The organism is Parvularcula bermudensis HTCC2503 (assembly GCF_000152825.2).
Taxonomy (GTDB): domain Bacteria; phylum Pseudomonadota; class Alphaproteobacteria; order Caulobacterales; family Parvularculaceae; genus Parvularcula; species Parvularcula bermudensis.
Window position 1 is genome coordinate 182,280 of sequence record NC_014414.1, and the last position, 23,367, is coordinate 205,646.

Here is a 23,367-nt window from a genome sequence, read left to right on the forward strand (position 1 = left end):
TCATCCCCCGCAGACCTCTTTCTTGGCCGCTTTGAAGGCATCGCAGACAAAGTGGGCCTGATCGTCCGTCAGATAGGGGTGCATCGGCAAGGAGAGCACCTGGCCCGCGGCCGCTTCGCACCCGGGCAGCCCCCCCTCCGGCGCCAAATGCGCAAAGGCGGGCATCTTATGGAGGGGCGTCTTATAATAGATCGCCGTGGGGACGCCGATTTTCGTCATCGCCTCACGGATCGCATCCCGTTGAACGGTTCGGATCGTGTAATATCCATAGCCGCTCTCGATGCCGGGCGGTATTTCCTGGGGCGTCGCAAAGCCATCAAGGTCGCTGGCATAAATTGCGGCGATCTCGTGGCGCCGCTTCAGCTCATCCCAAAAGATCGCTTCTTTTTCCAGAAGGACCGCGGCCTGAAGGCTGGCCATCCGGCCGTTGATCCCCACCCGAACGGAGATGGCGCGATCATTGTCCGTTCCGTGCCAACGGATCGACCGGCAAAGTTCGGCCATCTCGTCATCGTCGGTGAAGGTCGCGCCCCCATCGCCATAGGCGCCGAGCGACTTGCCGGGAAAGAAACTGCAGCCGGTGACGGAAGCAATTGCGCCCACCCAGCTGCCCTGGTGTTTCCCGCCAAAGCTTTGCGCGCCATCGGCGAACAGCGTCAGCCCGTGGGAGGCGGCAATCGTGCCGATCGTCATATAATCCGCCGGCGCCCCAAACAGATCGACGGGACAGACGACCCTGGGGGTCAGTCCCGCTTGTTTCGCTTCGTCGATCCGCCGATCGAGATCGTTCGGACACATATTGAGTGTCGAGGGATCGATATCCACGAAGACCGGGCGTCCCCCCGCGACCAGGACGGCATTGGCGGTGGCGTTATAGGTGAAGGCGGGGATGAAGACTGCATCGGTCGGCTGCAGTTTAAGTCCCATCATCGGGATCAACAGCGCGTCGGTCCCCGAACTGCACGCGATACAGTGCTGAACCCCGACTTTATCGGCGAGGGTCTTTTCCAACTCATCGATCTCCGGCCCGGCGATATACCGACCATGATCGAGGACATCGAGGAGCCGTTTTTCGATCCGTTCACGAATGAGCTTCTGTTGAGCCTTCAGGTCGATGAACGCAATCGTCCCGACACGGGTTTCCCTCTCAAGGGCCAGATTGGCAACGCCGTTCATGGGCGCCCTCCTCTTACGATCTCATTCGCCGCCCGTTCGATCTCGACGGCCAGGGCCAGGGCGCGACGTCCGGCCCGGCCGCCCACAGTGGGCTCCTGCCCCGTCGTCACGGCGGCGACGAATGCTTCGGTACCGAACCGCAAAGGATCCCGATAGGCCAGCGGCAGCGTCGCCGCGGACAGATCGATCCCCAAGGGCTGGTCAGTCGTATTTTCGAAGGTTCGGGTCAGGAAATCGAGCAAGACACTCCCTTCCCCATAATCGAGGAACAGATCCCTGACCGGCCTTTGCTCAAGACGGGAGGCCGACAATTCCGCCTCAAGCCCCCCGGCTAGCTGCAAGTCGACCCGCACGAAATCCGCCAACGTCCCATGGACGGCCTTCGCCTCAATATTGACGATTCTCGCCTCATGGGTGCCGGTGAGGATCGCCAGAAGGTCGAGATCGTGAATCATCAAATCGAAGACGATCGAGACATCCATGGCGCGTCCCGAATAATTGTTGAGACGGCGGGAGCGCACGCGGTTCGGGATGCCGCGCTCGAACAAGCCGAACGCATCGGCGACATAGCGTTCCTGATGGCCGACCTGGAGGATCAGCTCATTGCGCTCAGCGAGGGTGATGAGCCCATCGGCCGCCGCAAGATCGAGGGCAATCGGCTTTTCCACCAGCACATGCCGGCCCGCCGACAAAGCCTGCTCGACCAGGGCCGAATGCGTGGTCGCCGGGGTGGCGACAGTGAGAATATCGACCGCGGCGAGGAAATCGTCGAAGGCGGCATAGGGCGTGACCCCGCGTTCCGCTGCGGCCTTGGCCGCCCGTTGCGGATCGGCATCGAAGATTCCGACGAGATCGGCCCCGTCGACTTCGAGATATTTATTCGCGTGATAGCCGCCAAATACACCGGCTCCGGCAACGCCTGCCCGCAACTTATCCGTCATGGCCTTGCTCCTACCGCGAACCGGCGATCCTGCATCACACGAAAAGTGACAGCCGATTACGGGGCCGTCGACGACCCGATTTCAGCGGATTGTCGATCCTCGCGCAGTTTTTCGGCCAGGATAAAGGCCAATTCGAGGGACTGGCTGGCATTGAGACGGGGATCGCAATGGGTGTGATACCGCAAGGAGAGGTTTTCTTCAGAGATCGCCTGACCGCCGCCGATACATTCGGTCACATCCTGTCCGGTCATTTCGAAATGCACCCCGCCGGGATGGGCCCCCTCGCTACGGCAAATGTCGAAGAACTGCGTGATTTCCGCTGCGATATTGTCGAAGGCGCGGGTCTTATAGCCGCTCTGCGCCTTTTGCGTGTTGCCGTGCATCGGGTCCGAGGACCAGACGACATGGCGGCCCTCCTCCTCAACCCGCCTGATCAATCGCGGCAAGCCATCGCCGACCTTATTGGCGCCAAACCGTGAGATCAGCACGAGGCGTCCAGCTTTATTGTCGGGGTTGAGAATGTCGATGAGCGCGATCAGGTCATCGGGCTCCAGCGTGGGGCCACATTTGATCCCGATCGGATTTTGAACGCCCCGGCAGAACTCGACATGCGCCCCATCTGGCTGGCGGGTCCGGTCGCCGATCCAGATCATATGGGCGGAGGTATCGTACCAGTCACCACTGGTCGAATCCTCACGGGTCATCGCCTGCTCATAGCCAAGCAAGAGGCCTTCGTGGCTGGTGTAGAACTCCGTTTCGCTGACGCTCTCATCGCCGCTGCCGGTGATCCCGCAGGCCTCCATAAAGGCCATGGCCTCGGAAATCCGATCCGCGAGGGCACGGAAGCGCACCCCTTGCGGCTCATTGGTGAATTCCAGCATCCAGCGATGGACGTTCCGCAAATCGGCGTAGCCGCCCTTTGCCAGGGCTCTTAACAGGTTGAGGGTCGCCGCGGCCTGTCCATAGGCTTGTTGGAGCCGACGGGGGTCGGGGACGCGGGAGGTTTCGTCGAAGGCCATCCCGTTGATATTGTCGCCGCGATAACTCGGCAGGGTCACCCCCCCGGAATCTTCGGTCGGTGAGGAGCGAGGTTTCGCGAACTGACCGGCGATGCGTCCCACCTTCACCACCGGCATGGCGGCGCCATAGGTCAAGGCAACCGACATTTGCAGCAGCACCCGGAAGGTGTCGCGGATATTGTTGGGGTGGAACTCCTTGAAGCTCTCAGCACAGTCCCCGCCTTGCAGCAGAAAGGCCTTTCCCGCGGACACATCCGCCAAGCGGCGGCGCAAGGTCCGCACCTCCCCCGCAAAAACGAGAGGAGGAAAGCGTGACAATTCTTGCTCCACGGCCGCGAGAGCCTCGGGATCGGGATAATCGTCGGGAATGTGTTTTGCGGGCTTTACGCGCCAGCTATCGGGTGTCCACATCATGGCCTTAGACCGGTCCTGTTCTCGGAATTGAGCGCCTACCCGCCTCAACGCGTCGGCGCAAATCCCCTCCGGCTCAAAACGCCCCTTGGCATCGGCCGAAACTGCAAACAAATCGAGAAATAGGGGCGCGCCGGTCTATATGCTCCCCTAACACCGTTAACTGCGTAGAGGTTCTTCATGTCCCCCATTCTCGCCGCCCTATTCGCGACGACCGCCCTGACCGTACATCCCGCAACATTGCATCCCGCAGCCCAAGAGGCAGCCCAAGGGCAAGGCAGCCAAACGACCCCGGCGACGCCCGAGAGCGAGCTGCGCGATCTCGGCGATGGTCTTTACATGATCACCGGAGAAGGCGGGAATATCATGGTGTCGACGGGCGCCGACGGGGCGTTCGTCATTGACGACCAATTCGACCGCTTAGCCGAGAAGAACCTCGCCCTGATCGAAGAGGTGTCCGAAGAGCCGATCGTCTTCGTTCTCAACACGCACTATCACGGCGACCACACCGGCGGGAACCTCGCCTTCTACAATGCGGGCGCCACCATCATCGCGCACGAAAATGTCCGGCGCCGCCTGGCTGAAGCGGCGGACAAGGAAGACGGCGCCCTGCCCGTAATCACCTTTTCCGAAAACGTCACTTTCCATTGGAACGATCAATCGATCCGGGTCATGCACGTTCCCAACGCCCATACCGACGGCGACTCGTTCGTCTTTCTGCCACAGGCGAATGTCATCCACTCCGGCGATCTCGTCTTCTCCAGCATGTATCCTTATATTGACGTTGAGGCGGGCGGCTCCGTGGACGGCATGTTGAGCGGCCTCAACCGTATTCGCCAATTAGCCAACAGCGAGACCCAGATCGTACCGGGACATGGCCCCCTCTCCGACGAGGATGACGTGACCGCGCAGATCGACCTATTGCGTACCGCCCGTCGTCTGGTCCGTGAGCAGATGATGGAAGGCCACGATGTCGAGGCGGTGGTCGAGGCCGACCCGCTCGCCGACTATAATGAAGACTGGGCCTGGCGCTTTGTCTCCGGCGAAAAGATGGTGCGTCAGCTCTTCGCCGACTTAATGGCAACGGATACCGACGCCAAGGCGGCCGTCGAAGCCGGCTCCACCGCCGACGCCGCCGAGACCACGGCAAGCGCCGAGCCCCCCGAGGAAACTGCGGCGGCAGAGGAGACCGAGGAGGCGCCCGAAACCGAGGAGACCGCCGCCCCCGCCGCGGACGACGCCTCCGCCGCGGACGCGCCGGTTCCGGCCAATCGCGACGCGGCCCTTGACGCCGCTGTGGCCGACACCTCCGACACGTCCGATGCGCCCGAAGAGGAAAACACCGAGGACGGACTTGGCCTTCAGGATCGCCTCGAAGACGCCCAAAATGCCGCGCAAGCCGCTGCGGCCGCGGCACGACGCCGGGCCGAACAGGCGATCGACGCCGTTCGCGGTAGCGGGGCTGAGGAAGAGGCGGCATCCGCCGAGGAAAACGCCGATCCCGATGCCTCCGACGCCGAATAATCTCCTCCCCGTCCTGAGGGGCACTTCTCTGCCTCTCAGGACGAACCGAGGATGCTTCATGGACAAAGACCCCCTAAGAGGTGCGCTTGCCTGATCTCACCACGCCATCTCTCCGGCTCGATCGGTGGCTGTGGCATGCGCGGATCTTCAAAACCCGCGCCCTTGCGGCGCGAATCGTCTCGCAAAAAGGGGCACGGGTCACCCGGGCGGGGAAGACGCAAAAGACCACCAAACCAAGCTTTGCCATCCGGCCCGGTGATACCCTGGCGATCGTTCAAGCCCAGCGGGCGATCATCCTTGAGGTCGTGGCCCTCGGCGACAGGCGCGGCCCCGCTCGTGAGGCGCAAACCCTTTACCGCATCAGCGACGACAGCCCGGCGACACAGGGCAATGGAAGGACTTTCCCATGCTAAATCGCCTCTTTGCCGCCTTTCAAGGCGCCCCGCAGGACGAGACCGCCGCCCCCCAGATGGAGCCCGCCATCGCCGCCTTACTGGTCGAGGCCGCCCGCGCGGACGACATCTATACGGAGGATGAAAAGCACCTCATCGACACGCTCCTCTCCAAACGCTTCGCGTTGTCTGCGGACGCGGCGGCGGATCTCAGAGCTCGGGCGGAGATCGCCCAGGCCGAAGCGAACGATCTTTACGGCTTCTCCCATATTGTGAAGTCGGAACTCGACCGCGAGGGGAAGATGTCCCTTGTCGAGGACCTATGGCGCATCGTCCTCTCGGATGGCGATCGGGACCCCCATGAGGAAATGCTGATCCGTCGCTTGGTCGGGCTCATCTATCTGGAGGATCGCGACTCGGCCCTCGCCCGTCAGCGGGCCGAAAAGGCGCTGGAAAGCGGCCAGTGACTAGGTAAAACTGAGGGCCCATGCGCCCCGCCGAACTCAACCGATACTTTGCCGATCTCACCTCATTACCGGGCGTTGGGCCGAAGACGGCCGCCCTTTTACAAAAAGTGGCCGGCCCACGGATCATCGATTTGCTCCTGACCGGCCCCACCGGGCTGATTGATCGCAGCTATCGTCCCAAGGTTGGGGAGGCGATCCTCGGGCGGGTCGCGACGGTGACGGTGACCGTCACGGCGCACACACCGCCGCCGACCGGGCGCCGCTTGATCCCCTATCGCATCCTCACCGCCGACGACACGGGCTATCTCACGCTGGTCTTCTTTCGGGCAAAGCGCGAATGGCTGGAAACCCGCTATCCGGTGGGCACGAGCCTGACGGTCAGTGGGACGATCGACGACTATGGCGGCGCCCGGCAAATGACGCACCCAGATTATATGCTGCGCCCAGACCACGATGAGACGCTGCCCGAGGTTGAGCCGGTCTATCCATTGACCGCAGGCCTCACCCTCCCGACCTATCGGCGGGCGGTGGCCGCGGCGTTGAGGCGGGTGGCGCCCTTGGCCGAATGGCGGGCACCGCCGCTTGAGGGCGATGGCGCGCCTCCCCTCCCCGACTGGGCCGACGCCGTTCGCACCCTGCACGCGCCCCAGTCCGAGCGGGACCTGTCCCCCTCCTCCCCGGCGCGCCGCCGTCTCGCCGCGGACGAATTGCTGTCGAACCAGCTAGCGCTCAGCTTGATCCGCCATCGGCGCCAGCAAATTGCGGGACGCGCGCTGCCCGGCGATCCGACATTGATGGAAGGTGGGCGGGCCGCCCTGCCGTTTCGCCTTACCGCCGCGCAGGATCAGGCCCTCGCGGAGATCGTTGCCGATATGCAGTCACCCGCTCGCATGGTTCGCCTGCTCCAGGGGGATGTGGGCTCTGGCAAAACCATGGTGGCCTTTTTCGCGCTCCTCCAGGCCATCGGCTCGGGGGTACAGGGCGCCCTGATGGCGCCGACGGAGATCCTGGCCCTTCAGCACGAGGAGACCCTCCGCCCCCTCTGCGATCGCCTGGGCCTGTCGCTTGTCACGCTGCTCGGCCGCGATAAGGGACCGGAACGGGCAGCCAAGCGCCGGGGGGTTGCCGAAGGCTATGTCCCCCTCGTGATCGGCACCCACGCCCTTTTGTCCGAGGACGTTGTTTTTCGCGACCTGGGCCTGATCGTTGTCGACGAGCAGCACCGATTTGGGGTCACCCAGCGATTGAGCCTTCAGGAAAAAGGGCGGCGGGCGGATATTTTAGTGATGACGGCCACGCCAATCCCCCGCAGCCTCGCACTGACCACTTACGGCGATATGAGTGTCAGCCAGATACGGGAAAAACCCCCCGGACGGAAACCCGTTGCCACCCGTGCCCTTCCCACCACGCGCCTCGATGAGGTGATGTCAGCCATAGGGCGCGCTGCCGCCCGCGGAGACCAAATCTATTGGGTATGTCCCTTGGTCGAGGAGAACGACCAATTGGCCCTGACCTCCGTCACCGAGCGAGCCGCGTCTTTGGCAGACGCAACCGGCCTCGACATCGCTGCGGTACACGGACGAATGTCTCCGCAGGAGAAGGATGCCGTGGTCGCCCGCTTCGCGCGTGGGGACGCCGATGTCCTGGTGGCCACGACCGTGATTGAGGTGGGGGTGAACACGCCAAATGCCACGATCATGGTCATCGAACATGCCGAACGGTTCGGCCTCGCCCAGCTTCACCAATTACGGGGACGGGTTGGCCGCGGGGACAAGCCCTCAAGCTGTCTGCTTCTTTACAGCACCGGCGACGGGGAGCAGCTCGGCAAAACGGCAAAGGCACGGCTTAACACGCTGCGGGAAACCGAGGATGGGTTTGTGATCGCCGAAGCGGATCTCGCCCTTCGCGGCCCCGGCGATGCGTTGGGGACGGCACAATCTGGGCAAGCGCGCTTTCGGTTCGGCGATCTTTCCGCGCACAAGGATGTGCTGGAATGGGCCCATCAAGAAGCAGCGGACATCGTCCGTCATGACCCCTATCTCGACACGAAAAGAGGAGCGGCCCTGAGGACGCTCCTCTATCTATTCGGTCAGGACGAGGCCGCCCGCCGCCTGCGGTCCGGCTGAAGCCTGCTCAAGCGAGGGGGCGAACCGGTGCGCTTGAAACCGCTCAGGCGCGCTTTTGACGCCGCCGCCAGGCGATCGCCCCGCCGGCAAGGCCAAAGCCCGTCAGGGCAAGACCGAGGGGCTCAGACACGTGCGTCGTGGTTTGGTTCTCGGTGTCGAACCAGCTCTGCGCATCGGGGCGGAACGCTTCGATCAGATCTCCATCGGTCCGGAACACATCCAGCGACGAGAAATGCAGCCAGACGCCGATTTCGTCCTCAAAGGAGACGCCTGTCCACTCGCTCCCGAAAACGCCCGGCGCCAGGGCCGAAACATCGAGATCGTTGAACGAAACGGTCACACCGCGGCGCTGGCTAAAAAGACCGTCATAATCCACGTCGAGCACGTTCTTATAAGTTGTGATATAATTGTCACGGTCGAAATAGGAGCCGGACCCCGAATCCACCTGGCCGTTTTTGCCCTCATAGCGATAGGCGTAGAGATCGCGACCGGCGAAATCCATGTAGAAGATCGCCAGTTGATCATCGACGGCCGACGGCATCGGGCCGGGACTGACGACGAACCAGCCGAATTCAGGCACATCGTTGCGCGACGGCGTGGGCCCCAAGCTCGCCTCAAAACTCAGGCGATCACTCGTATCATAAGAAATTGAGACATACTCGATAGCGCCCACATCAGTCTTCTGAGACGTATCCTCGACCGTATAATTGTAGACGACGGATGCATAAGCGGCCGGTGACAGTATAGCTGCACTCGCAATGGCCGATACCAATACCCGCATTGGATTTCCTCCTATTATTAACAAATCATTACGACACACGGCCATGAAGTGCAAAGGCTGGGCCAAGTACCGTTAACGATTTAATTGGAGGTATTAGGAAGATGCTACCGACTTTTTAGTCGGTTTTTTGGGGTCAGTTTGCCCCTCATCCACCTGTTTTCGTCCGAATAGCGAAAAGGTTTTCCCGCCATTCCCCTCTTCAGGGGCCGACCGCTCCTGTCCCTCCATGGAGGTTACGTCGAAATTGGGCGCAACGAGACCCGCCGAAAAGATCTTCTTCGCCCCGTCTTCCACGGACATATCGAGGATCCGCAACTCCGATCGCGGGACGAAGAGCAAGAAGCCGGAGGTCGGATTGGGGGTCGTCGGCACGAAAACATTGGTCATGTCCTCGCCACGATCGGCCAGGGCATGACGAACCTCGCCTTTCGTCGACGTCACCACAAAACAAAGCGTCCAGAGGCCGGGGCGCGGATACTCAATCAGGGCCACCTCTTTGAAGGATTGCTCTGACTGCTGCAGCGCCATCTCAAAAACATTTTTGAAGAACCCATAGAGGCTGCGAACGATGGGTACCGAATCGACCGCCCGTTCACCGAAACCGATCAGCGAGCGGCCGATGAAATTCTTCCCGATGATCCCAAGGACGGTGAGGAAGATGACAGCGATCAACACCCCAAGCCCGGGCAAGATGGAGATGTCTTCGGGCAGGAATTGCTGGGGAATATTGTTGCGGACAAATCCATCGAGGCGCCGGAGGGGACCGGTGATGAACCAGTAAAGAACCGCAAAGGTAATGAAGAGCGGCGCGGAAATGACAACGCCGGTGAGGAAGCTGTTACGCAGCGAGGCGAACGGCCCCGGTTTTGGCAAATGCGGCACTCCGAGGGGCGGGACATCCCTAGATGATTGGCGTTTCCTCAATGTCCTTCACTCCTGGCAGGACCGCCCAGCGCATGGGGGTCTTCGACATTAAGCATGATCAACCGTTACTGTTCGCTCAAATCGGCGGATTGATGGCGAGTTGTTTTTCCGTTGCCACTGATCCCCAGGGCCTTGAGTTTGCGGTGAAGGGCCGACCGCTCCATCCCAATAAAGGATGCGGTGCGCGATATGTTCCCTGCAAAGCGGGCGATTTGGGCGGCGAGATATTCCCGCTCGAACTGCTCCCGTGCCTGGCGAAGCGGCAGAGAGATCACCTGTTCCAGTCCTGTTCCTGCGGACAAGGTGGCCCCCCCGCGCACGATTTCCTCCGGCAGGTCGGCAATGCCCATCGGCTCTTTGTCCTCACCGGCCCTTAACAGAATAGATCGTTCAAGCGCATTGCGGAGCTGTCGCACGTTGCCGGGCCAATCATAGGCTTGCAGGGCCGTGATCGCCTCATGACTGATCTGCGGCAGGGGGCGACCGGCCCCCTCGGCAATCATGGTGAGGAGATACTGGACCAACTCCGGCACATCGTCAGGACGCTGACGAAGAGGCGGCAGCTTGAGATGAACGACGGCCAAGCGATGGAAAAGGTCTGCCCGAAAGCCCCCTTCCCCCCCATCGGACAACAAATTCCGAGAAGTGGTCGAGATGATCCGGGTGTCGATCGCCACGGGTGCGGCCCCCCCCAACCGGGTAAAGCGCTGATCGACAAGGACCCGCAACACCTTGGCCTGTGTCGATAGAGACATTTCTCCGACTTCGTCGATCAACAAGGTCCCGCCATGGGCCCGCTCGAACACCCCAATCGTTTTCGGCGTCCCATCCGGCGCGGTGGACCCGAAAAGAACTTCCTCCATCGTGTCAGGCTTGATCGTTGCGGCACTGACGACGACGAAGGGTCTGTCGCGGCGTGGGGACAGGCGATGAATTTCCCGTGCCGCGGTCTCCCGCCCCGAGCCGACCTCTCCCTCGATCAGGACACGGGACCGTGCCTCCGCCACTTTGAAAAGAGCCTGGCGGAACTGTTGTATGGCGGTCGATTGCCCGCGCAGCGCCTCATCCGCCGCCTTGGATCTCAGACTGTCATTTTCCGTCCGTAGCGAAGAGGCCTCCAGCGCTCGCCCAATCGTCAAAATCAGTTTCTCGGCATTGAACGGCTTTTCGAGAAAATCGTAGGCCCCGCGCCGGATCGCCGCGATCGCCGTCTCAATATTTCCGTGTCCCGAAATAATGATCACGGGCATGTCGGGATAGAGTTGCTTGAGCGCATCGAGAATATCGAGCCCATCCATGCTTGAGCCCTGGAGCCAGATATCAAGGATGACCAGCGCTGGACATCTCTCGCGCAGCGCTGCGAATACCGCGTCGCTGTCCGATGCCGTCCTGGGGGTGAACCCCTCATCCTCGAGAATCCCCGCGATGAGGTCGCGGATATCCCGTTCGTCGTCGACAATGAGAATATCGATCGACATCGCGCTACACTGCCTGCCTTGTAGGGGGCTCATCGCCCTGCTCATACGACGACCGTTTGGGCAGGACGATCCGCGCCACCGCGCCGGGGGCGCCGTCCTCCGCCCCCCGATCGATCAGGGAGAACTGGCCTGAATGCTCCTCTACGGCCTTGCGCACGATGGCGAGGCCGAGCCCGGTCCCCTTGACCCGGGTGGTCATGTAGGGATCGGTCAGCCGGGCCCGATCTTTCTGCGGAAGGCCCCGGCCATTATCGGTGATGCTGATCACGACATTGGTCTCCCCTTCTTCAAGTGAGACAATCATCTCACCTTTCTTTTTGCCGCTGCCCTCGTCTTCCGTAATGGCCTCCACCCCGTTTTTCACAAGGTTCATGATCGCCTGGCGCATCAGCCGACTGTCGCAGCGCATCGGCACGGGGCCATCGGGTAAGATGTAGCGGAAGGAAATGGTCGGATAGGCAATCGCGAAGGTTTCCGCAGCGGCCCTCACGGTCTCACGCATATCGCATTCAGAAAGCACAGGGGCCGGCATTCTGGCAAAAGAGGAAAATTCTGCGACCATTCGGCCGATATCGCCGACATGGCGGACAATGGTGTCCGTGCACGCCTCAAATACCTCTCGATCCTCGCCGATCTTGTCCCCATATCGCCGCTTCAGACGTTCGGCGGAAAGCTGAATAGGCGTCAGCGGGTTTTTGATCTCATGGGCAATCCGCCGCGCCACCTCTCCCCAAGCGGCATTTCGCTGGGCCGCCACCAATTCGGTGATGTCGTCGAGCGTAATCAGCGTGCCGCGGGGCCGGTCCTTGTCGTCCGGCCGCACTTGCACATTGATGATCCGGGTCTGCCCGCGCCGATTGATTTCGATCTGATTTTGGGCTTCCCGCCCCGCCAGCGGGGAGGTTTCCTCAAAGAAAGGCGCCAATTCCGGGGCAACGTCAAGAAGCTGGCGCCCGGTGAGCGCCTCTCCCTCCGGAGAGAGGATCGCGTCGGCGGAGGGATTGGACAGCGCAATGGTCCCTTCCCGGCGGACATTCAAAACGCCGCTCGGCACCCCCGACACGACGGTTTCGATGAAGCGTCGGCGTGCCTGAGATTGGCGGTTGGCGAGCAGAAGCTCCCGCCGTTGAAGCGCCAGCTTTTCGGTCATGTCGTTAAAGATCCGCCCCAATTCGCCCAGCTCCCCCTGGGCGGTCTCAAGATCGGGGTGCCGGACGAGATGCCCACGGCTCACCGCCTCCGCCGCCGTGGCCAATTGCCGGACCGGGCGAATGATCCCGTTGGCGACCATGATGCCGATCCACATGGCGGTCAAAAGGAGCAGGATCATCACGAGGCCAAAGCCGATGGTGAAAGTCCCGGTCAGCTTCTCCAGACGTTGCCGTATTCCGATCGTCTCATCTCTGAAGTTCCGCACCCTTAGCAATTGCTCTGCAAGCGCGGCGTTCTCCGCCTTGTAGGCCACGATGAATTGATCCTGCGGCGAATAGAGCAGCGCATAGGCGGCATCGAACACCCGCTTGTCGTGGGCGTCGTATTTGAACGGGATGGCGCCCGGCGTGCTGACATCCTCAAAATAGCGCAGGGGCGGCAGTCTGAAGGGCTGACCGCTCCGGCGATTGACCTGAACAATGACATTAAGGTCGCGGTCGAGAATCGTCACGGCGGTAAAGTCCCGAAGAATCGCCTGGCCGAGAAGATACTTGCGAAATCCGATCGGCTGCGTTTCCGGATCGAGCCCCGCGCGGGCTTGCAAGGCGAGGTCGGCGGCCAATTGGACGACCTGCGGACCGATCTTGCGGCTTTCGGCGGTGAAATATCCATTGGCGAAGTCCCGGGCCACGGCGTTGGCGGCCGTGACACGTTCAACGAAGAACTCTTCCGAAAAAGTCTTGAGCACGGTCCCAGCGAGGACGAAAGCCGCCATTGCGGGGACCACCGCCACCCCAAGAAGCAAGGCGACGAAGCGTTTTTGGAGCCGCGCCCCCCGCAAATGCCCTCGATCCTCGACGAACACCTCGACCAGCCGGGCCAGGACGAGGACACTCAGCCCCATGGCCCCAACCGCGACTAGCCCAAAGAGGCCACGCACCGGGGCCGACACCCCCTCAACGACATTCGAGAGGCCGTAAGCCGTCAGGATGAAGACAAGAATCGCCGCCCCGGCGAGGGCGACAGGCGTCAACCTACTGCGGAGATGGGGGAGCCTTGATACCGCCCCCCCGCCGCGCGGCGAGGCTGTCGTCTCGGCCCCGGTCGTTGGGAGATAACGATCTGGGCTGCTGATCATTCGGCGCACCCTACAGAGTTGCCCACACGCAACACTACTCCGTCGGCACCGGGTTGTCACGCAGCGACGAACGCCACGCTTTGGGTGCCGACGGGGGGCACGGGACCGTCAGCCAGCTGGCTCAATAGGTCCACGACCCGCGTCGGATCGTTCTCGGCACAGAGAACGCGCCGCCACTCCCGTCGCGCCGCCGATGACCACGGAGCCGGAGCCCCATCGATAAAAGCGGCGAGGTGTTTTCGGGCCATGCGCGCCCCCAATTGCCGCCCTTGCGCCGCCGACCGGCCGTGCCCCGCCGCATAATGCGACAGGGTCTCGTCATAGAGGCGCCGCACCCCCTGTATCTGATCGACAAAAGAGGGAGCGATCATCGGCGTTCCCGACGCCAGGGCCTCGGCGAGGGCGGCGGGCAACCAAGGACGCCCTTCGGCCGCCCGACCGATCATCACCCCCGCCGCCCCCGACTGGGCAAGGGCGGCCCGCGCGGTCACGTCGTCCACGATATCGCCGTTGACGATGACCGGGACAGAGACCGCCTCAACCGTCGCCCGGACCGCCCGCCAATCCGCCGTTCCCTTGTAGAATTGTTGACGGGTCCGTCCGTGAACGGTGATCACGGCCACCCCGGCATCGGCCGCGCCCTTGGCGATTTCCGGCGCGTTCAGATGGCCATGGTCCCACCCCAGACGCATTTTTAGCGTCACCGGCCGGGAGGTCCCCGACAGGGTCGCCTTGATCAGCGATAGGGCGTGGTCGACATCCCGCATCAGGGCGGACCCGGACAACAGGCCCGTCACCTTTCGGGCGGGGCAGCCCATATTGATGTCGATGATGTCCGCCCCAAGCGCTTCAGCCTTGGCCGCCCCCTCGCGCATCCAGCGGGCCTCTCGTCCCGCAAGCTGAATGACGTTGAGACTGTCCCCCGTCGGCAACGCGGCCCGCAAGGCAACATCGGGACGCTCCCTCACCCATTCCTCAGACGCCACCATCTCGGACACCACCAATGGCGCCCCCGCCCGCAACGCCGCCCGGCGAAAGGGCAGGTCCGTTATCCCTGACATGGGCGCCAGTATCACCGGTCGCTCTAGCGGATGAGGGCCGATCGACAGCGGCGCCAAGACGGGCGAGGCCGCCGCCACAGGGCCGTTTGCCCGCTGGCCCATGTCAGCCGCGCCCTTTGGTCGGCATCCGCATCAAATGGGCGGACCAGTTCAGCACCGGCGCCCCCGCCGCGGTGACGAGCCCGCGAGTAAAGAGGCTGCGCCCACCTGCGCGAAGGATCTCTCCCTTACACCGCAGAACGCCACCGATTGGCCCCGCCCCGACGAAGTCACAGGAGACCCCCACGGTGACGGCTTTCCAATCCGGCACCTCGGGGGTGATCGTATGAAACGCGGCCATGTCCACAAAGGTCATCAAGGCCCCGCCATGGCCGGTCCCGCCGAGATTTTGGTGATGTGCGGCAAGCGCCATGGCGGCAACCGGCGCGTTATCCTCTTCATCGAACGAAAAATAGAAAGGCCCGGCAAACTGCGCGAAATTCGGCGCATCGACGAGGGTATACCACCCCTCGAACTCGCCGCCTTCGACCCGCGCCAGAAAGGGGGGCATGCCCCCCGGCCAGTCACCCATCATCGCCTCCCTCGTCGAGAGAGACCAAGCGCCATCGCGCTCGGTCTCCGGCGCGGCTTACATATTGGGATAGTTCGGCCCTCCGCCCCCTTCGGGGGTCGTCCAGACAATGTTCTGCATGGGATCTTTGATATCGCAGGTTTTGCAATGGACGCAGTTCTGGGCGTTGATCTGAAACTTGGTCTCACCACCGTCTTCGACATATTCATACACCCCCGCCGGGCAATAGCGCGCGGAGGGGCCGGCGAATTCAGGCAATTGGATCTGCGTCATCATGGACGGATCCTTCAGCTTGAGGTGGATCGGCTGATCCTCCTCGTGATTGGTCGCCGAGAACGAAACATTGGTGAGCTTATCAAAGGTCAGCACCCCATCGGGTTTGGGATAATCGATGGGCTTGTGTTTCGACGCCTTCTCCAGGCTCTCCGCATCGGTCTTGCCATGCTTCAAGGTCCCGAACAGCGAGAAGCCGCCGGTCCTTGTGGTCAGGGACAGCTCAAGACCGTTAAGGACCAGCGCTCCAAGGAACGTGCCGTATTTGGACCAAAGGGGCTTGGCGTTCCGCACCTTATAAAGCTCATCGCGCACCCAGGAATTGTCATAGGCGGTTTGATAGGCGACCAACCGGTCGGCCTTGCGCTCCTCGCTCACGGCCTCGAAGGCCGCTTCCGCCGCCATCATGCCGGTCTTCATGGCATTGTGGTTGCCCTTGATCCGAGGGACGTTCACAAACCCCGCCGAGCAGCCGATCAGCGCCCCGCCGGGGAAGGTCAACTCGGGCACCGACTGAAAGCCGCCCTCGGTGATCGCCCTTGCGCCATAGGCCACCCGCTCTCCGCCTTCGAGGAAGGGGCGCACCTCGGGGTGGGTCTTGAAGCGCTGGAATTCTTGATAGGGCGCCAGATAGGGGTTTTTGTAGTTCAGATGGACCACAAAGCCGATCGAGACGAAATTATCGCCGAAATGGTACATCCATGACCCGCCGCCCGCATCGTTCGGCAGCGGCCAACCGAAGGTGTGCTGCACCAGTCCTTTGTGGAACTTCTCGTCCGGCACCTTCCACAGCTCTTTGATCCCAATGCCGTATTTCTGCGGCTCAGCATTCTTGTCGAGACCGAATTCCGAGATCACCTGTTTGGACAAGGAGCCGCGCACGCCCTCCGCCAGCAGGGTATATTTCCCGCGCAATTCCATGCCCGGCTCATAGCTGTCTTTCTTTTCCCCATCCCGGCCAATGCCGACTTCGCCGACGATCACCCCCGCAATGGCGCCATCCTCGGTCCTGATGAGTTGGCTGGCCGCCATCATCGGGTAGATCTCGACCCCCATCGCCTCGGCCTTTTCAGCCAACCAGCGGCACACACTCCCCATGGAAACCGCGTAACACCCGTGGTTCTTGATCATCTTCGGCATCGCCCAGATAGGCAGGGGCATGGAGCCGGCCGACCCCAGATAGAGGAACTTTTCATCGGTGACCGGGGTGTCGATGGGGCACTCCGCATCATCGCGCCAGTCGGGCAGCAATTCATCAAGGGCCTTTGGATCGAGGACGGCGCCGGAGAGAATATGCGCCCCCACCTCGGACCCCTTTTCCACAACGACCACGGAAAGGTCCCCGCCCTTTTCCTGTTCGAGTTGTTTGAGTCGGATCGCCGCGCAAAGCCCCGCCGGCCCAGCGCCGACAATAACCACGTCGAACTCCATGCTCTCCCGTTCGACAGGCGTATCGTCAAACATCATAAACTCCTTGCTCGGGCGCGATGGCCAGGTTGCTGAGTCGCCGGGGGAACCGCGGCGACGGTACGAACACTCCATCTATGGGAGCTGTGGCTTTTGGACAATGCGCCCTGTTTTCGCATAGCTTTGCAAGGCCCTAGGTATCGGCTTTCCGCTGAGCCGCCGGGCGGCTGAGGCCGCCGCAGCTCCTGTCGGCGCGCCTTTTCCCTGTCCGCGAGCCTTTTCAAAGACGGGGGAGGTCGCCAAGAAAAGGGGATGAGCGCGCCCCCCTCTTCGGCCCCCCCCTCTTCGTCCCTAGCGTCTTCGGCCCGTGTCTCATTGGATCGCGCGACGGCCCTTGCCCTGTTGGCGTGGTATCGGGCGAGCGGGGTCGACACCGCCGAGAGCGCCGAGCCCTCAGATATGCGGGACTGGCCGACCCATGGCTTTCCCGTCCCCCGCGCCCTTGCCGGGGGCGAGCGCCGCCCGCCTTTGCCTCCCGGCAACGAGGTCGCGCCGACAGCAAAGCCCCCCTCCTCGGCGGGGGGCAGCGACGAAGCTGTAATGGCCGCTACCGCCCTCGCTGAGGCAACGACGACCCTTCCAGCCCTCGCCGACGCCATTGCCGGGTTCGACGGCTGCCCCCTCAAAGCCGCGGCGCGCCGCACAGTGGTTTATGATGGGGTCATTGGTGCCCGTCTCCTGATCATCGGGGAGGGGCCCGGCCGGGACGAGGACCGCATCGGCAAGCCCTTTGTCGGCAAGGCCGGCGGCCTCCTCGACCTTATGTTGCACGCGATTGGCTATAGCCGGACCGAGGCGGATGGGCGCGGCGATGTCCTCATCACCAACGCCGTTTATTGGCGTCCTCCGGGCAATCGGGCACCGACGGGCGAGGAACAGGCCATCTGCCTCCCATTCCTGCGCCGGTTTATCACGCTCGCCGCCCCCGAGGTGATTATTTTGATGGGGAATGTCTCGACCCAAGCGCTCTATCCCGGCGCCCCGGGGATTACGCGAACCCGCGGGAGCTGGCGGGAATGGCCCCTCTCGGACGGACGCCAAGCCGCCGTGCTCCCGATGTTCCACCCCGCCTTTCTCTTGCGGGCGCCGGCACAAAAGCGCCTGGCCTGGGCGGATTTGCGCGCCGTGGCGGCCCGGCTGGCGGCGAGTTAGGGCTTCTCCCCGCGACCAGTCATTGGTACCAGTTCTGCATGATCGGGTTGGAGAGCTGAAGGGCGAGCCATGGCAGGGCAGGGGCTTCATTCAGGCAAGCGCAGGGCATGGGGGGCTTGGGTCCCCGGACGAAGGGTCGTGCGCGTGCTGGCGGGGATCGCCATCGGCCTGTCTTGCGGCCTCTCCGGCGCCCTCTCCGCCGCCGCCGCGCCGCACACCCCCCTCTCAAACGCCGATGCCGCGCGCTATGAGAAGATCTTCGCCCTCCAGGCCGACGCCAAATGGACCGAGGCGGATCGTCTCATCGCCGCGCTCGATAACGATATCCTGCTCGGTTATGTGCTGGAGCAACGATATTTCCACCCCACGGCTTACCGGTCGAGCTATCCCGAATTGAAAAGATGGCTCAGTGCCTATGCCGATCATCCCACCGCCGACCGGGTCTATGACCTCGCGATGAAACGCCGGACCGGCGCCCCGCCACGGCGTCCTCAGGCGCGGCCCTGGCGGTCCCGGGCCCAAGTTCCCCTTCCCCCCGCGCTGCTCACCGACTACCGCGAGACGCCGATCGACCGTGGTCGGGTCGACACCATTGAACGTCACTTGCGGGCGCTGTGCCGTCAGGGAAAACCGGCTGAGGCGCTGAATTATTTAATGGCCCCCGCCCAGTTCAACGACCTCACGGCGACCCAGACCGATCGGGTCCGTGGATGGATCGCCGCCGCCTTCTATTACGACGGCCAGCTGACCCGCGCGGCCCAGGTGGCACAGCAAGCGACCCAGCGATCGGGAGACGATGCGATCCTTTCTCATTGGATCCTCGGCCTCATTCATATGCGGCGTGACGATCCGGCCACCGCCTTTGGCCATTTCGCCGCCCAGGCGCGCAGTCCGTATCAGGAAGACAGCCTTCGCGCCGCAGCGGCCTTTTGGGCGGCCCGTAGCGCCCTTCGCAGCGGCTATACCGGTCAGGTGACGGATCACCTCAGCCTCGGCGCGGCCTATCCCTTCACCTTTTACGGCCAATTGTCGCTCGCCATGCTCGGGCTCGAATCGGGAATTGACTGGTCGATCCCGCCCCTCACCCAGCGCCAATTCGATCAGCTGGTGGCCAAGAACCGGCGGGTGGAACGGGCCGCCGCCCTCGCCCAGGTCGGCCGCCGCGATGAGGCCGAGACCGAACTCAAATGGGCGCAGGGGGAATTGAGCGCGGCGGACGATCTCGCGCTGCTTTCCCTCGCCCAGGCGGCGCGTCTGCCGAATGCGCAATTGCTGATCGCCCATCAAGCCGCCGCCGAGACGCCGGCGAATGCCCATTTGCGCGGAGGATTGTTCCCTGCCCCGCCTTTTGCGCCGTCGAACGGGTTCGAGGTCGACCGCGCCGTGCTGTTCGGTCTGATCCGGCAGGAATCGAAATTCCTCCCCCACGCCTCGTCCCGAGTCGGGGCCAGGGGATTGATGCAATTGATGCCCAGGACCGCCTCCTATGTGGCGGATAAAGCAAATCTCAGCGCGGTCCACGCCAGCGAGCGCCTGCTCGACCCCGGCTATAACATGCAGCTTGGCCAATCCTATGTCCGGGATCTTCTTGAAACTTATCACGGGGGCACCGGCGACCTGATCGGCATGGCGCTCAGTTATAATTGGGGACCTGGCAATTATGCCCGCTGGAAGACCGCGACGGGGATCGACGATCCTCTCCTGATGATCGAAAGCGTGCCGAATGATGAAGCCCGTCACTTTGTGGAGACGGTCTTGACCAATTTCTGGCTCTATCGCGACCGGTTCGGCGAAGCGGCACCGTCACGGGACAGCCTCGCCGCGGGCGGGGACGCGGTCTATGTCAGCGTCGCTCAAGCGGGGCGGTAAGCGCCCCTCGCTGTTTCCCTTTGACCGAACAGCGGGGGCATTGTACGCCGCGCCTCCATTGGGTTCGGGGCGTAGCGCAGCCTGGTAGCGCATCTGCTTTGGGAGCAGAGGGTCGCAGGTTCGAATCCTGCCGCCCCGACCATTGGGGGCCTCGCCATGGTCCCCCCCCCTCGTCACGTCGCTTTCTGTGAGGTTCGGCCCGGCCTGCCAGGGGGCCTTTATCCCTAGCGTCCCTGCGCCGATCGGCGTATGTGCGTCCCATGCTCGCTCGTATCTACCGCCCCTCCCGCACCGCCATGCAGTCCGGCAAACGCAAGACCGAGCTGTGGGTCCTGGAATTTGAGGGTCGCAGCCCGCGCAAGACCGATCCGCTGATGGGCTGGACCTCCTCAGCCGACACGCTGGGGCAGGTTAAAATGACCTTCGACACCAAGGAAGCCGCCATCGCTTATGCGAAGGAACAGCGCCTTCCCTATCAGGTGCTGGAAAAGCCCGATCAGGCCCCCGTGCCGAAATCCTACGCTGACAATTTCGCCTTTCGTCGTCGGACGCCCTGGACCCATTAAGGGCCCCACTGCGCGGTTAATCGAAGGGGAGCCATTCGGGCGCACCAGGGTGTGACGCGCCAGCGCCCGCCGCTGTCGTGCCCCCTTGGGGGACAAGGCGACAACGGAACTCGGCCCCCCGGCCCTCGACCCACAAGCCTCGCCCCCTCCCCCCGTCCGTCCGGTTCGCGCCCGCCGCCAGCGCCCTTTCCTGGCGGGCGGCCAGATCGTCGAGGGGCGCCGAGAGGCAGGGGCCAAGATCGAAGGGATCGAAATGACCGTCCGTGGACAGCCCCTCCTGTTGCAGGAGCGCGAGGGCCGCACGACCGTCAGGGTGCGGCACCCCCACAATCTCCCTGACCCGTGGGGGGAGAAGCGAAAGATAGAGCGGATGGGCGGGCAGCAGCGCCTCGATAAACGCATTGCCCGCGGTCGCGTTGAGATGATCGGCCTCAAGAAAGCTCATGCCGAAAAAGGGCATCACTATATCGTCCCAGAACGGACGGTCGCCCGACGGGCCGACCCATCCGCGCATCTCCGCCATCAGGATATCGGCAAACGCCTCCCGGTGGTGGCGACAAAAGGCGATCGCGGCGGTCACCAGCGCCCGCCCGAGGGAGAGACCCCGACCGGCGGGGGAGACAAAGAGAGCCGCCAATTCCGAGGACGTACGATGGGCTGTCGAGACCTCGAGGATCTCATGGGCGAACGCCTTGCCCAGCGCCGGGAAGGCCTGAGGCGCCGTGGCAAGACGATAGGTCACAAAGGGACCACCGCTGCCCGAAAGCGCAAAGAGGGCCACACTGCCGAGGGGGACGCCCTCCCGCTCCGCCAGCAGATAGAGGGAGAGCGGCGGCTCACCGGCGCCCCCTCGCCCCGCCAAACGCTGCAGGCCCTGGACGCTCCGCTCGACCCGCGCGGTCAGGGCGTCGCCATCCTCGGGCAGGCTGGTCATGCCCCCGCCGCTCGCCCGGGCGAGGGCCAACAGTGCCGCCTCATCGCCATCACGCACAGGCCGCAGGGTAATGACCGAAGATGTCATCCCCGCCTCTTAGCATAGGCTGAGCGAAAGAGATGTCGCGGACGGGGCTTTGGCCCAAATGGCGACCCCTGCAGGACTCGAACCTGCAACCGTCGGATTAGAAGTCCGGTGCTCTATCCAGTTGAGCTAAGGGGCCGAAGCCGCCTCCTTATCGCGCGCCGTTGCCGGTTTCCAACAGGGATTGGCGATTTGCGCGCAAGGATCGACGCAAGGGCAGCGGCAGGGCGGGGAGGCGCCGCATCGCGCTGATCCCCACGGCCATGACGATCAAGGCGCCCCCGACAATGTCGCCGGTGCCCAACGCTTCGCCCACCGCCAGGCCAAGGGCCCCTGCCCAGAGAGGCTCCGTCGCATAGAGTAAGGAGGCCCGCTCCGGGCTGATCCGCGCCTGTCCCCAGCCCATAATGGTCTGGCTGTAGGCCGTGCCTATCCCAAAGATCGCGACCACGGTCAGAAGCGAGCCGTCCCACCGGGGCGCGGCCTCCCCCGACAGGCTCGCCACGCCGCCCGCCATCAGGGCAATCGCCAAGACCAGGACAAAGCTTACCCGCAGCGGATCCGCCCGTCGCATCACGAGACCAAGGAGGAACACTTCGGCGGCGATGCTCACGGCGCTGAGGGCGGCCAGGCCGTCCGTCGCGCTGAGGCCGAGATGGGCGCCGCCATGGGACATCGCCACAATGCCGCCCAGGGCCAAAAGGGCGCCGATAAAGACCGGCGCGGCCACCGGTCGCCGCCACACCACAAGGCCGATCACAGGGACGATCGGCACATAGAGCGCCGCGAGGAAGGCGACCCTGGCACTGGGCGCCGTTTGCAGCGCCACGGCCTGGGCCCCGTAGCCGACCAGGGCGACGGCCGCGAGGAGGATCCCGGCTTTAAGCTCATAGAAGGTGATCCGGCGGATCTGCTGAGGTCGCAGGGCCGCAAGGATCAGTGCCGCGGCCCCGAACCGCAAGGCGACGATGCTGAACGGGCCGGCGCCGTCCATGCCCATTTGCGTCAGCAGAAAAGTGGCGCCCCAAAGGGCCGCCACACTGGCCAAAGCAAGGGAGGGCCACAGCCCCGCCGCCGGATGCTCGATGCGCATAGGATCTCCATGAATGAAGAAGCCGCACAACTTGCGGCCCTGATATTCAGTAGATAAGGGATGTTGCGCCGTATGTGGCGCGCTTCTTACCGTCATTCGCCGCATAATCTGCGGCAGGAGAGGCCGATGCCCGCAGAGCGTTCGCTTGACAGAATCGACCGCGCCATTTTGGCCGAGCTGCAACATGATGGCCGCCTCACCAATCAGCGATTGGCGGAAAAGGTGGCGTTGTCCCCCAGCGCCTGCCTTGCGCGGGTGAAGCGGCTCGAGGCCGCCGGCGTCATTCGCGGCTATACGGCCCGCGTCGCGCCCAGCGCCCTTGGCCTGCCCGTGACCGTGTTCGCGGAGCTGACCTTGGCGACCCACGATCTGCGCCGGGTGCGGGCGGTGGAAGTCGCCCTGCGCGCGATGCCCGAAGTCGTCGAAGCGCTCCAGGTTTCGGGCTCCTACGACTATCTCGTCCGCTTCGTTGTTTCTGATATGGATCGCTGGTCCGTCCTGGCCGACAGCCTGTTTGACGGCGATCTGCCGCTGCAAAAAATCGTCACCGTGGTGATGATGAAAGAGATCAAGAGCGGCGGCATGCTCCCCATGGACACGGGCGCCCTCCCGTAAGCTACGCGCGCCCTTGAAGGGTCGAGGCGGTGGGCGATCACCTGGGGGCGGAGGAGAAAGCCCGCCATGTTGAAGGCGAGCCTCGGCCCCGCTGGCAGGCTATGTGTTGCACCGCAGCAATATCGACGGTAAGGCCTGCGTCTCCGACCAGCG

The 23,367-nt window shown here is 63.3% G+C and carries 20 protein-coding genes and 2 tRNA genes; 9 read left to right on the forward strand and 13 right to left on the reverse strand.

The window, feature by feature from the left end; translation table 11 throughout:
* From PB2503_RS00860 to PB2503_RS00870, 3 genes are read right to left on the reverse strand one after another with little or no spacing between them, the layout of a single operon-like run.
* Positions 1 to 1,176 carry a DegT/DnrJ/EryC1/StrS family aminotransferase gene (locus PB2503_RS00860; protein ID WP_013299322.1) on the reverse strand — a complete coding sequence of 392 codons (1,176 nt, stop codon included), beginning with the start codon at positions 1,174 to 1,176 and terminating at the stop codon, positions 1 to 3.
* Entirely contained in the window at positions 1,173 to 2,117 is a 945-nt protein-coding gene (locus PB2503_RS00865; RefSeq protein WP_013299323.1) for a Gfo/Idh/MocA family protein, read from the reverse strand. The genes PB2503_RS00860 and PB2503_RS00865 overlap by 4 nt, the downstream gene beginning before the upstream one ends.
* A gap of 56 nt (positions 2,118 to 2,173) precedes the next feature.
* Entirely contained in the window at positions 2,174 to 3,550 is a 1,377-nt protein-coding gene (locus PB2503_RS00870; protein ID WP_013299324.1) for a class II 3-deoxy-7-phosphoheptulonate synthase, read from the reverse strand.
* Positions 3,551 to 3,727: 177 nt separating this feature from the next.
* Between PB2503_RS00870 and PB2503_RS13635 the strand changes: the two genes are divergently transcribed.
* The 4 genes from PB2503_RS13635 to recG all read left to right on the forward strand — a co-directional run bounded on the left by PB2503_RS13635 (position 3,728) and on the right by recG (position 8,056).
* Complete coding sequence (locus PB2503_RS13635) at positions 3,728 to 5,071, forward strand: MBL fold metallo-hydrolase (RefSeq protein WP_013299325.1); 1,344 nt, start codon at positions 3,728 to 3,730, stop codon at positions 5,069 to 5,071.
* An 80-nt stretch (positions 5,072 to 5,151) separates the two neighbouring features.
* Positions 5,152 to 5,484: an RNA-binding S4 domain-containing protein gene (locus tag PB2503_RS00880; protein WP_013299326.1), complete on the forward strand. Its 333-nt coding sequence runs from the start codon at positions 5,152 to 5,154 to the stop codon at positions 5,482 to 5,484.
* Positions 5,478 to 5,930, forward strand: coding sequence for a tellurite resistance TerB family protein (locus tag PB2503_RS00885; RefSeq protein ID WP_013299327.1), 453 nt, complete (start codon positions 5,478 to 5,480; stop codon positions 5,928 to 5,930). Before PB2503_RS00880 ends, PB2503_RS00885 begins: the two co-directional genes overlap by 7 nt.
* A gap of 20 nt (positions 5,931 to 5,950) precedes the next feature.
* Positions 5,951 to 8,056, forward strand: coding sequence for an ATP-dependent DNA helicase RecG (recG, locus tag PB2503_RS00890; protein ID WP_013299328.1), 2,106 nt, complete (start codon positions 5,951 to 5,953; stop codon positions 8,054 to 8,056).
* Positions 8,057 to 8,099: 43 nt separating this feature from the next.
* Here the strand turns inward: recG and PB2503_RS00895 are convergent, their stop codons facing one another.
* From PB2503_RS00895 to PB2503_RS00925, 7 genes are all read right to left on the reverse strand, one after another.
* Positions 8,100 to 8,837 carry a hypothetical protein gene (locus PB2503_RS00895; RefSeq protein ID WP_013299329.1) on the reverse strand — a complete coding sequence of 246 codons (738 nt, stop codon included), beginning with the start codon at positions 8,835 to 8,837 and terminating at the stop codon, positions 8,100 to 8,102.
* A gap of 93 nt (positions 8,838 to 8,930) precedes the next feature.
* Positions 8,931 to 9,719, reverse strand: a complete 789-nt coding sequence (locus tag PB2503_RS00900; protein WP_013299330.1) for a DUF502 domain-containing protein — start codon at positions 9,717 to 9,719, stop codon at positions 8,931 to 8,933.
* Between the two features lie 107 nt (positions 9,720 to 9,826).
* Positions 9,827 to 11,239 (reverse strand): nitrogen assimilation response regulator NtrX, encoded by a 1,413-nt coding sequence (ntrX, locus tag PB2503_RS00905; RefSeq protein ID WP_013299331.1) that lies wholly within the window; start codon positions 11,237 to 11,239, stop codon positions 9,827 to 9,829.
* A gap of 4 nt (positions 11,240 to 11,243) precedes the next feature.
* A complete protein-coding gene (locus tag PB2503_RS00910; protein WP_013299332.1) occupies positions 11,244 to 13,529 on the reverse strand; it encodes a sensor histidine kinase in 2,286 nt (761 codons plus the stop codon).
* A gap of 56 nt (positions 13,530 to 13,585) precedes the next feature.
* A complete protein-coding gene (locus tag PB2503_RS00915; RefSeq protein WP_013299333.1) occupies positions 13,586 to 14,692 on the reverse strand; it encodes a tRNA dihydrouridine synthase in 1,107 nt (368 codons plus the stop codon).
* Position 14,693: 1 nt separating this feature from the next.
* A complete protein-coding gene (locus tag PB2503_RS00920) occupies positions 14,694 to 15,164 on the reverse strand; it encodes a PaaI family thioesterase (protein WP_083810917.1) in 471 nt (156 codons plus the stop codon).
* 54 nt (positions 15,165 to 15,218) lie between these two features.
* The gene (locus PB2503_RS00925) at positions 15,219 to 16,898 is read right to left on the reverse strand and encodes an electron transfer flavoprotein-ubiquinone oxidoreductase (RefSeq protein ID WP_013299335.1); all 1,680 of its coding nucleotides are present in this window, start codon (positions 16,896 to 16,898) and stop codon (positions 15,219 to 15,221) included.
* A 255-nt stretch (positions 16,899 to 17,153) separates the two neighbouring features.
* On the opposite strand from PB2503_RS00925, the gene PB2503_RS00930 reads away from it, so the two are divergent.
* The 4 genes from PB2503_RS00930 (at position 17,154) to PB2503_RS00950 (ending at position 20,488) form a co-directional block, all read left to right on the forward strand.
* Positions 17,154 to 18,053: a uracil-DNA glycosylase gene (locus PB2503_RS00930; protein ID WP_013299336.1), complete on the forward strand. Its 900-nt coding sequence runs from the start codon at positions 17,154 to 17,156 to the stop codon at positions 18,051 to 18,053.
* Between the two features lie 144 nt (positions 18,054 to 18,197).
* Positions 18,198 to 19,922, forward strand: coding sequence for a lytic transglycosylase domain-containing protein (locus PB2503_RS00940; RefSeq protein WP_013299337.1), 1,725 nt, complete (start codon positions 18,198 to 18,200; stop codon positions 19,920 to 19,922).
* 65 nt (positions 19,923 to 19,987) lie between these two features.
* A tRNA-Pro gene (locus tag PB2503_RS00945) sits at positions 19,988 to 20,064 on the forward strand.
* 118 nt (positions 20,065 to 20,182) lie between these two features.
* Positions 20,183 to 20,488 (forward strand): ETC complex I subunit, encoded by a 306-nt coding sequence (locus PB2503_RS00950; RefSeq protein WP_013299338.1) that lies wholly within the window; start codon positions 20,183 to 20,185, stop codon positions 20,486 to 20,488.
* Between the two features lie 16 nt (positions 20,489 to 20,504).
* Here PB2503_RS00950 and PB2503_RS00955 read toward each other — a convergent pair whose 3' ends face one another.
* From PB2503_RS00955 to PB2503_RS00965, 3 genes are all read right to left on the reverse strand, one after another.
* Positions 20,505 to 21,509, reverse strand: coding sequence for a GNAT family N-acetyltransferase (locus PB2503_RS00955; protein WP_013299339.1), 1,005 nt, complete (start codon positions 21,507 to 21,509; stop codon positions 20,505 to 20,507).
* A 59-nt stretch (positions 21,510 to 21,568) separates the two neighbouring features.
* Positions 21,569 to 21,645, reverse strand: a tRNA-Arg gene (locus PB2503_RS00960).
* Positions 21,646 to 21,657: 12 nt separating this feature from the next.
* On the reverse strand, positions 21,658 to 22,599 hold the full coding sequence (locus tag PB2503_RS00965) for a DMT family transporter (RefSeq protein ID WP_013299340.1): 942 nt from the start codon (positions 22,597 to 22,599) through the stop codon (positions 21,658 to 21,660).
* A 126-nt stretch (positions 22,600 to 22,725) separates the two neighbouring features.
* On the opposite strand from PB2503_RS00965, the gene PB2503_RS00970 reads away from it, so the two are divergent.
* Entirely contained in the window at positions 22,726 to 23,214 is a 489-nt protein-coding gene (locus tag PB2503_RS00970; protein WP_013299341.1) for an Lrp/AsnC family transcriptional regulator, read from the forward strand.
* Positions 23,215 to 23,367 lie beyond the last annotated feature (153 nt).

Bases quoted from the DNA above. Each gene is read 5' to 3' on its own strand.
- PB2503_RS00860 (WP_013299322.1), bottom strand. From the start codon at position 1,176: ATGAACGGCGTTGCCAATCTGGCCCTTGAGAGGGAAACCCGTGTCGGG.
- PB2503_RS00865 (WP_013299323.1), bottom strand. From the start codon at position 2,117: ATGACGGATAAGTTGCGGGCAGGCGTTGCCGGAGCCGGTGTATTTGGC.
- PB2503_RS00870 (WP_013299324.1), bottom strand. From the start codon at position 3,550: ATGATGTGGACACCCGATAGCTGGCGCGTAAAGCCCGCAAAACACATT.
- PB2503_RS13635 (WP_013299325.1), top strand. From the start codon at position 3,728: ATGTCCCCCATTCTCGCCGCCCTATTCGCGACGACCGCCCTGACCGTA.
- PB2503_RS00885 (WP_013299327.1), top strand. From the start codon at position 5,478: ATGCTAAATCGCCTCTTTGCCGCCTTTCAAGGCGCCCCGCAGGACGAG.
- recG (WP_013299328.1), top strand. From the start codon at position 5,951: ATGCGCCCCGCCGAACTCAACCGATACTTTGCCGATCTCACCTCATTA.
- PB2503_RS00895 (WP_013299329.1), bottom strand. From the start codon at position 8,837: ATGCGGGTATTGGTATCGGCCATTGCGAGTGCAGCTATACTGTCACCG.
- ntrX (WP_013299331.1), bottom strand. From the start codon at position 11,239: ATGTCGATCGATATTCTCATTGTCGACGACGAACGGGATATCCGCGAC.
- PB2503_RS00910 (WP_013299332.1), bottom strand. From the start codon at position 13,529: ATGATCAGCAGCCCAGATCGTTATCTCCCAACGACCGGGGCCGAGACG.
- PB2503_RS00915 (WP_013299333.1), bottom strand. From the start codon at position 14,692: ATGGGCCAGCGGGCAAACGGCCCTGTGGCGGCGGCCTCGCCCGTCTTG.
- PB2503_RS00920 (WP_083810917.1), bottom strand. From the start codon at position 15,164: ATGATGGGTGACTGGCCGGGGGGCATGCCCCCCTTTCTGGCGCGGGTC.
- PB2503_RS00925 (WP_013299335.1), bottom strand. From the start codon at position 16,898: ATGTTTGACGATACGCCTGTCGAACGGGAGAGCATGGAGTTCGACGTG.
- PB2503_RS00930 (WP_013299336.1), top strand. From the start codon at position 17,154: ATGAGCGCGCCCCCCTCTTCGGCCCCCCCCTCTTCGTCCCTAGCGTCT.
- PB2503_RS00950 (WP_013299338.1), top strand. From the start codon at position 20,183: ATGCTCGCTCGTATCTACCGCCCCTCCCGCACCGCCATGCAGTCCGGC.
- PB2503_RS00955 (WP_013299339.1), bottom strand. From the start codon at position 21,509: ATGACATCTTCGGTCATTACCCTGCGGCCTGTGCGTGATGGCGATGAG.
- PB2503_RS00965 (WP_013299340.1), bottom strand. From the start codon at position 22,599: ATGCGCATCGAGCATCCGGCGGCGGGGCTGTGGCCCTCCCTTGCTTTG.
- PB2503_RS00970 (WP_013299341.1), top strand. From the start codon at position 22,726: ATGCCCGCAGAGCGTTCGCTTGACAGAATCGACCGCGCCATTTTGGCC.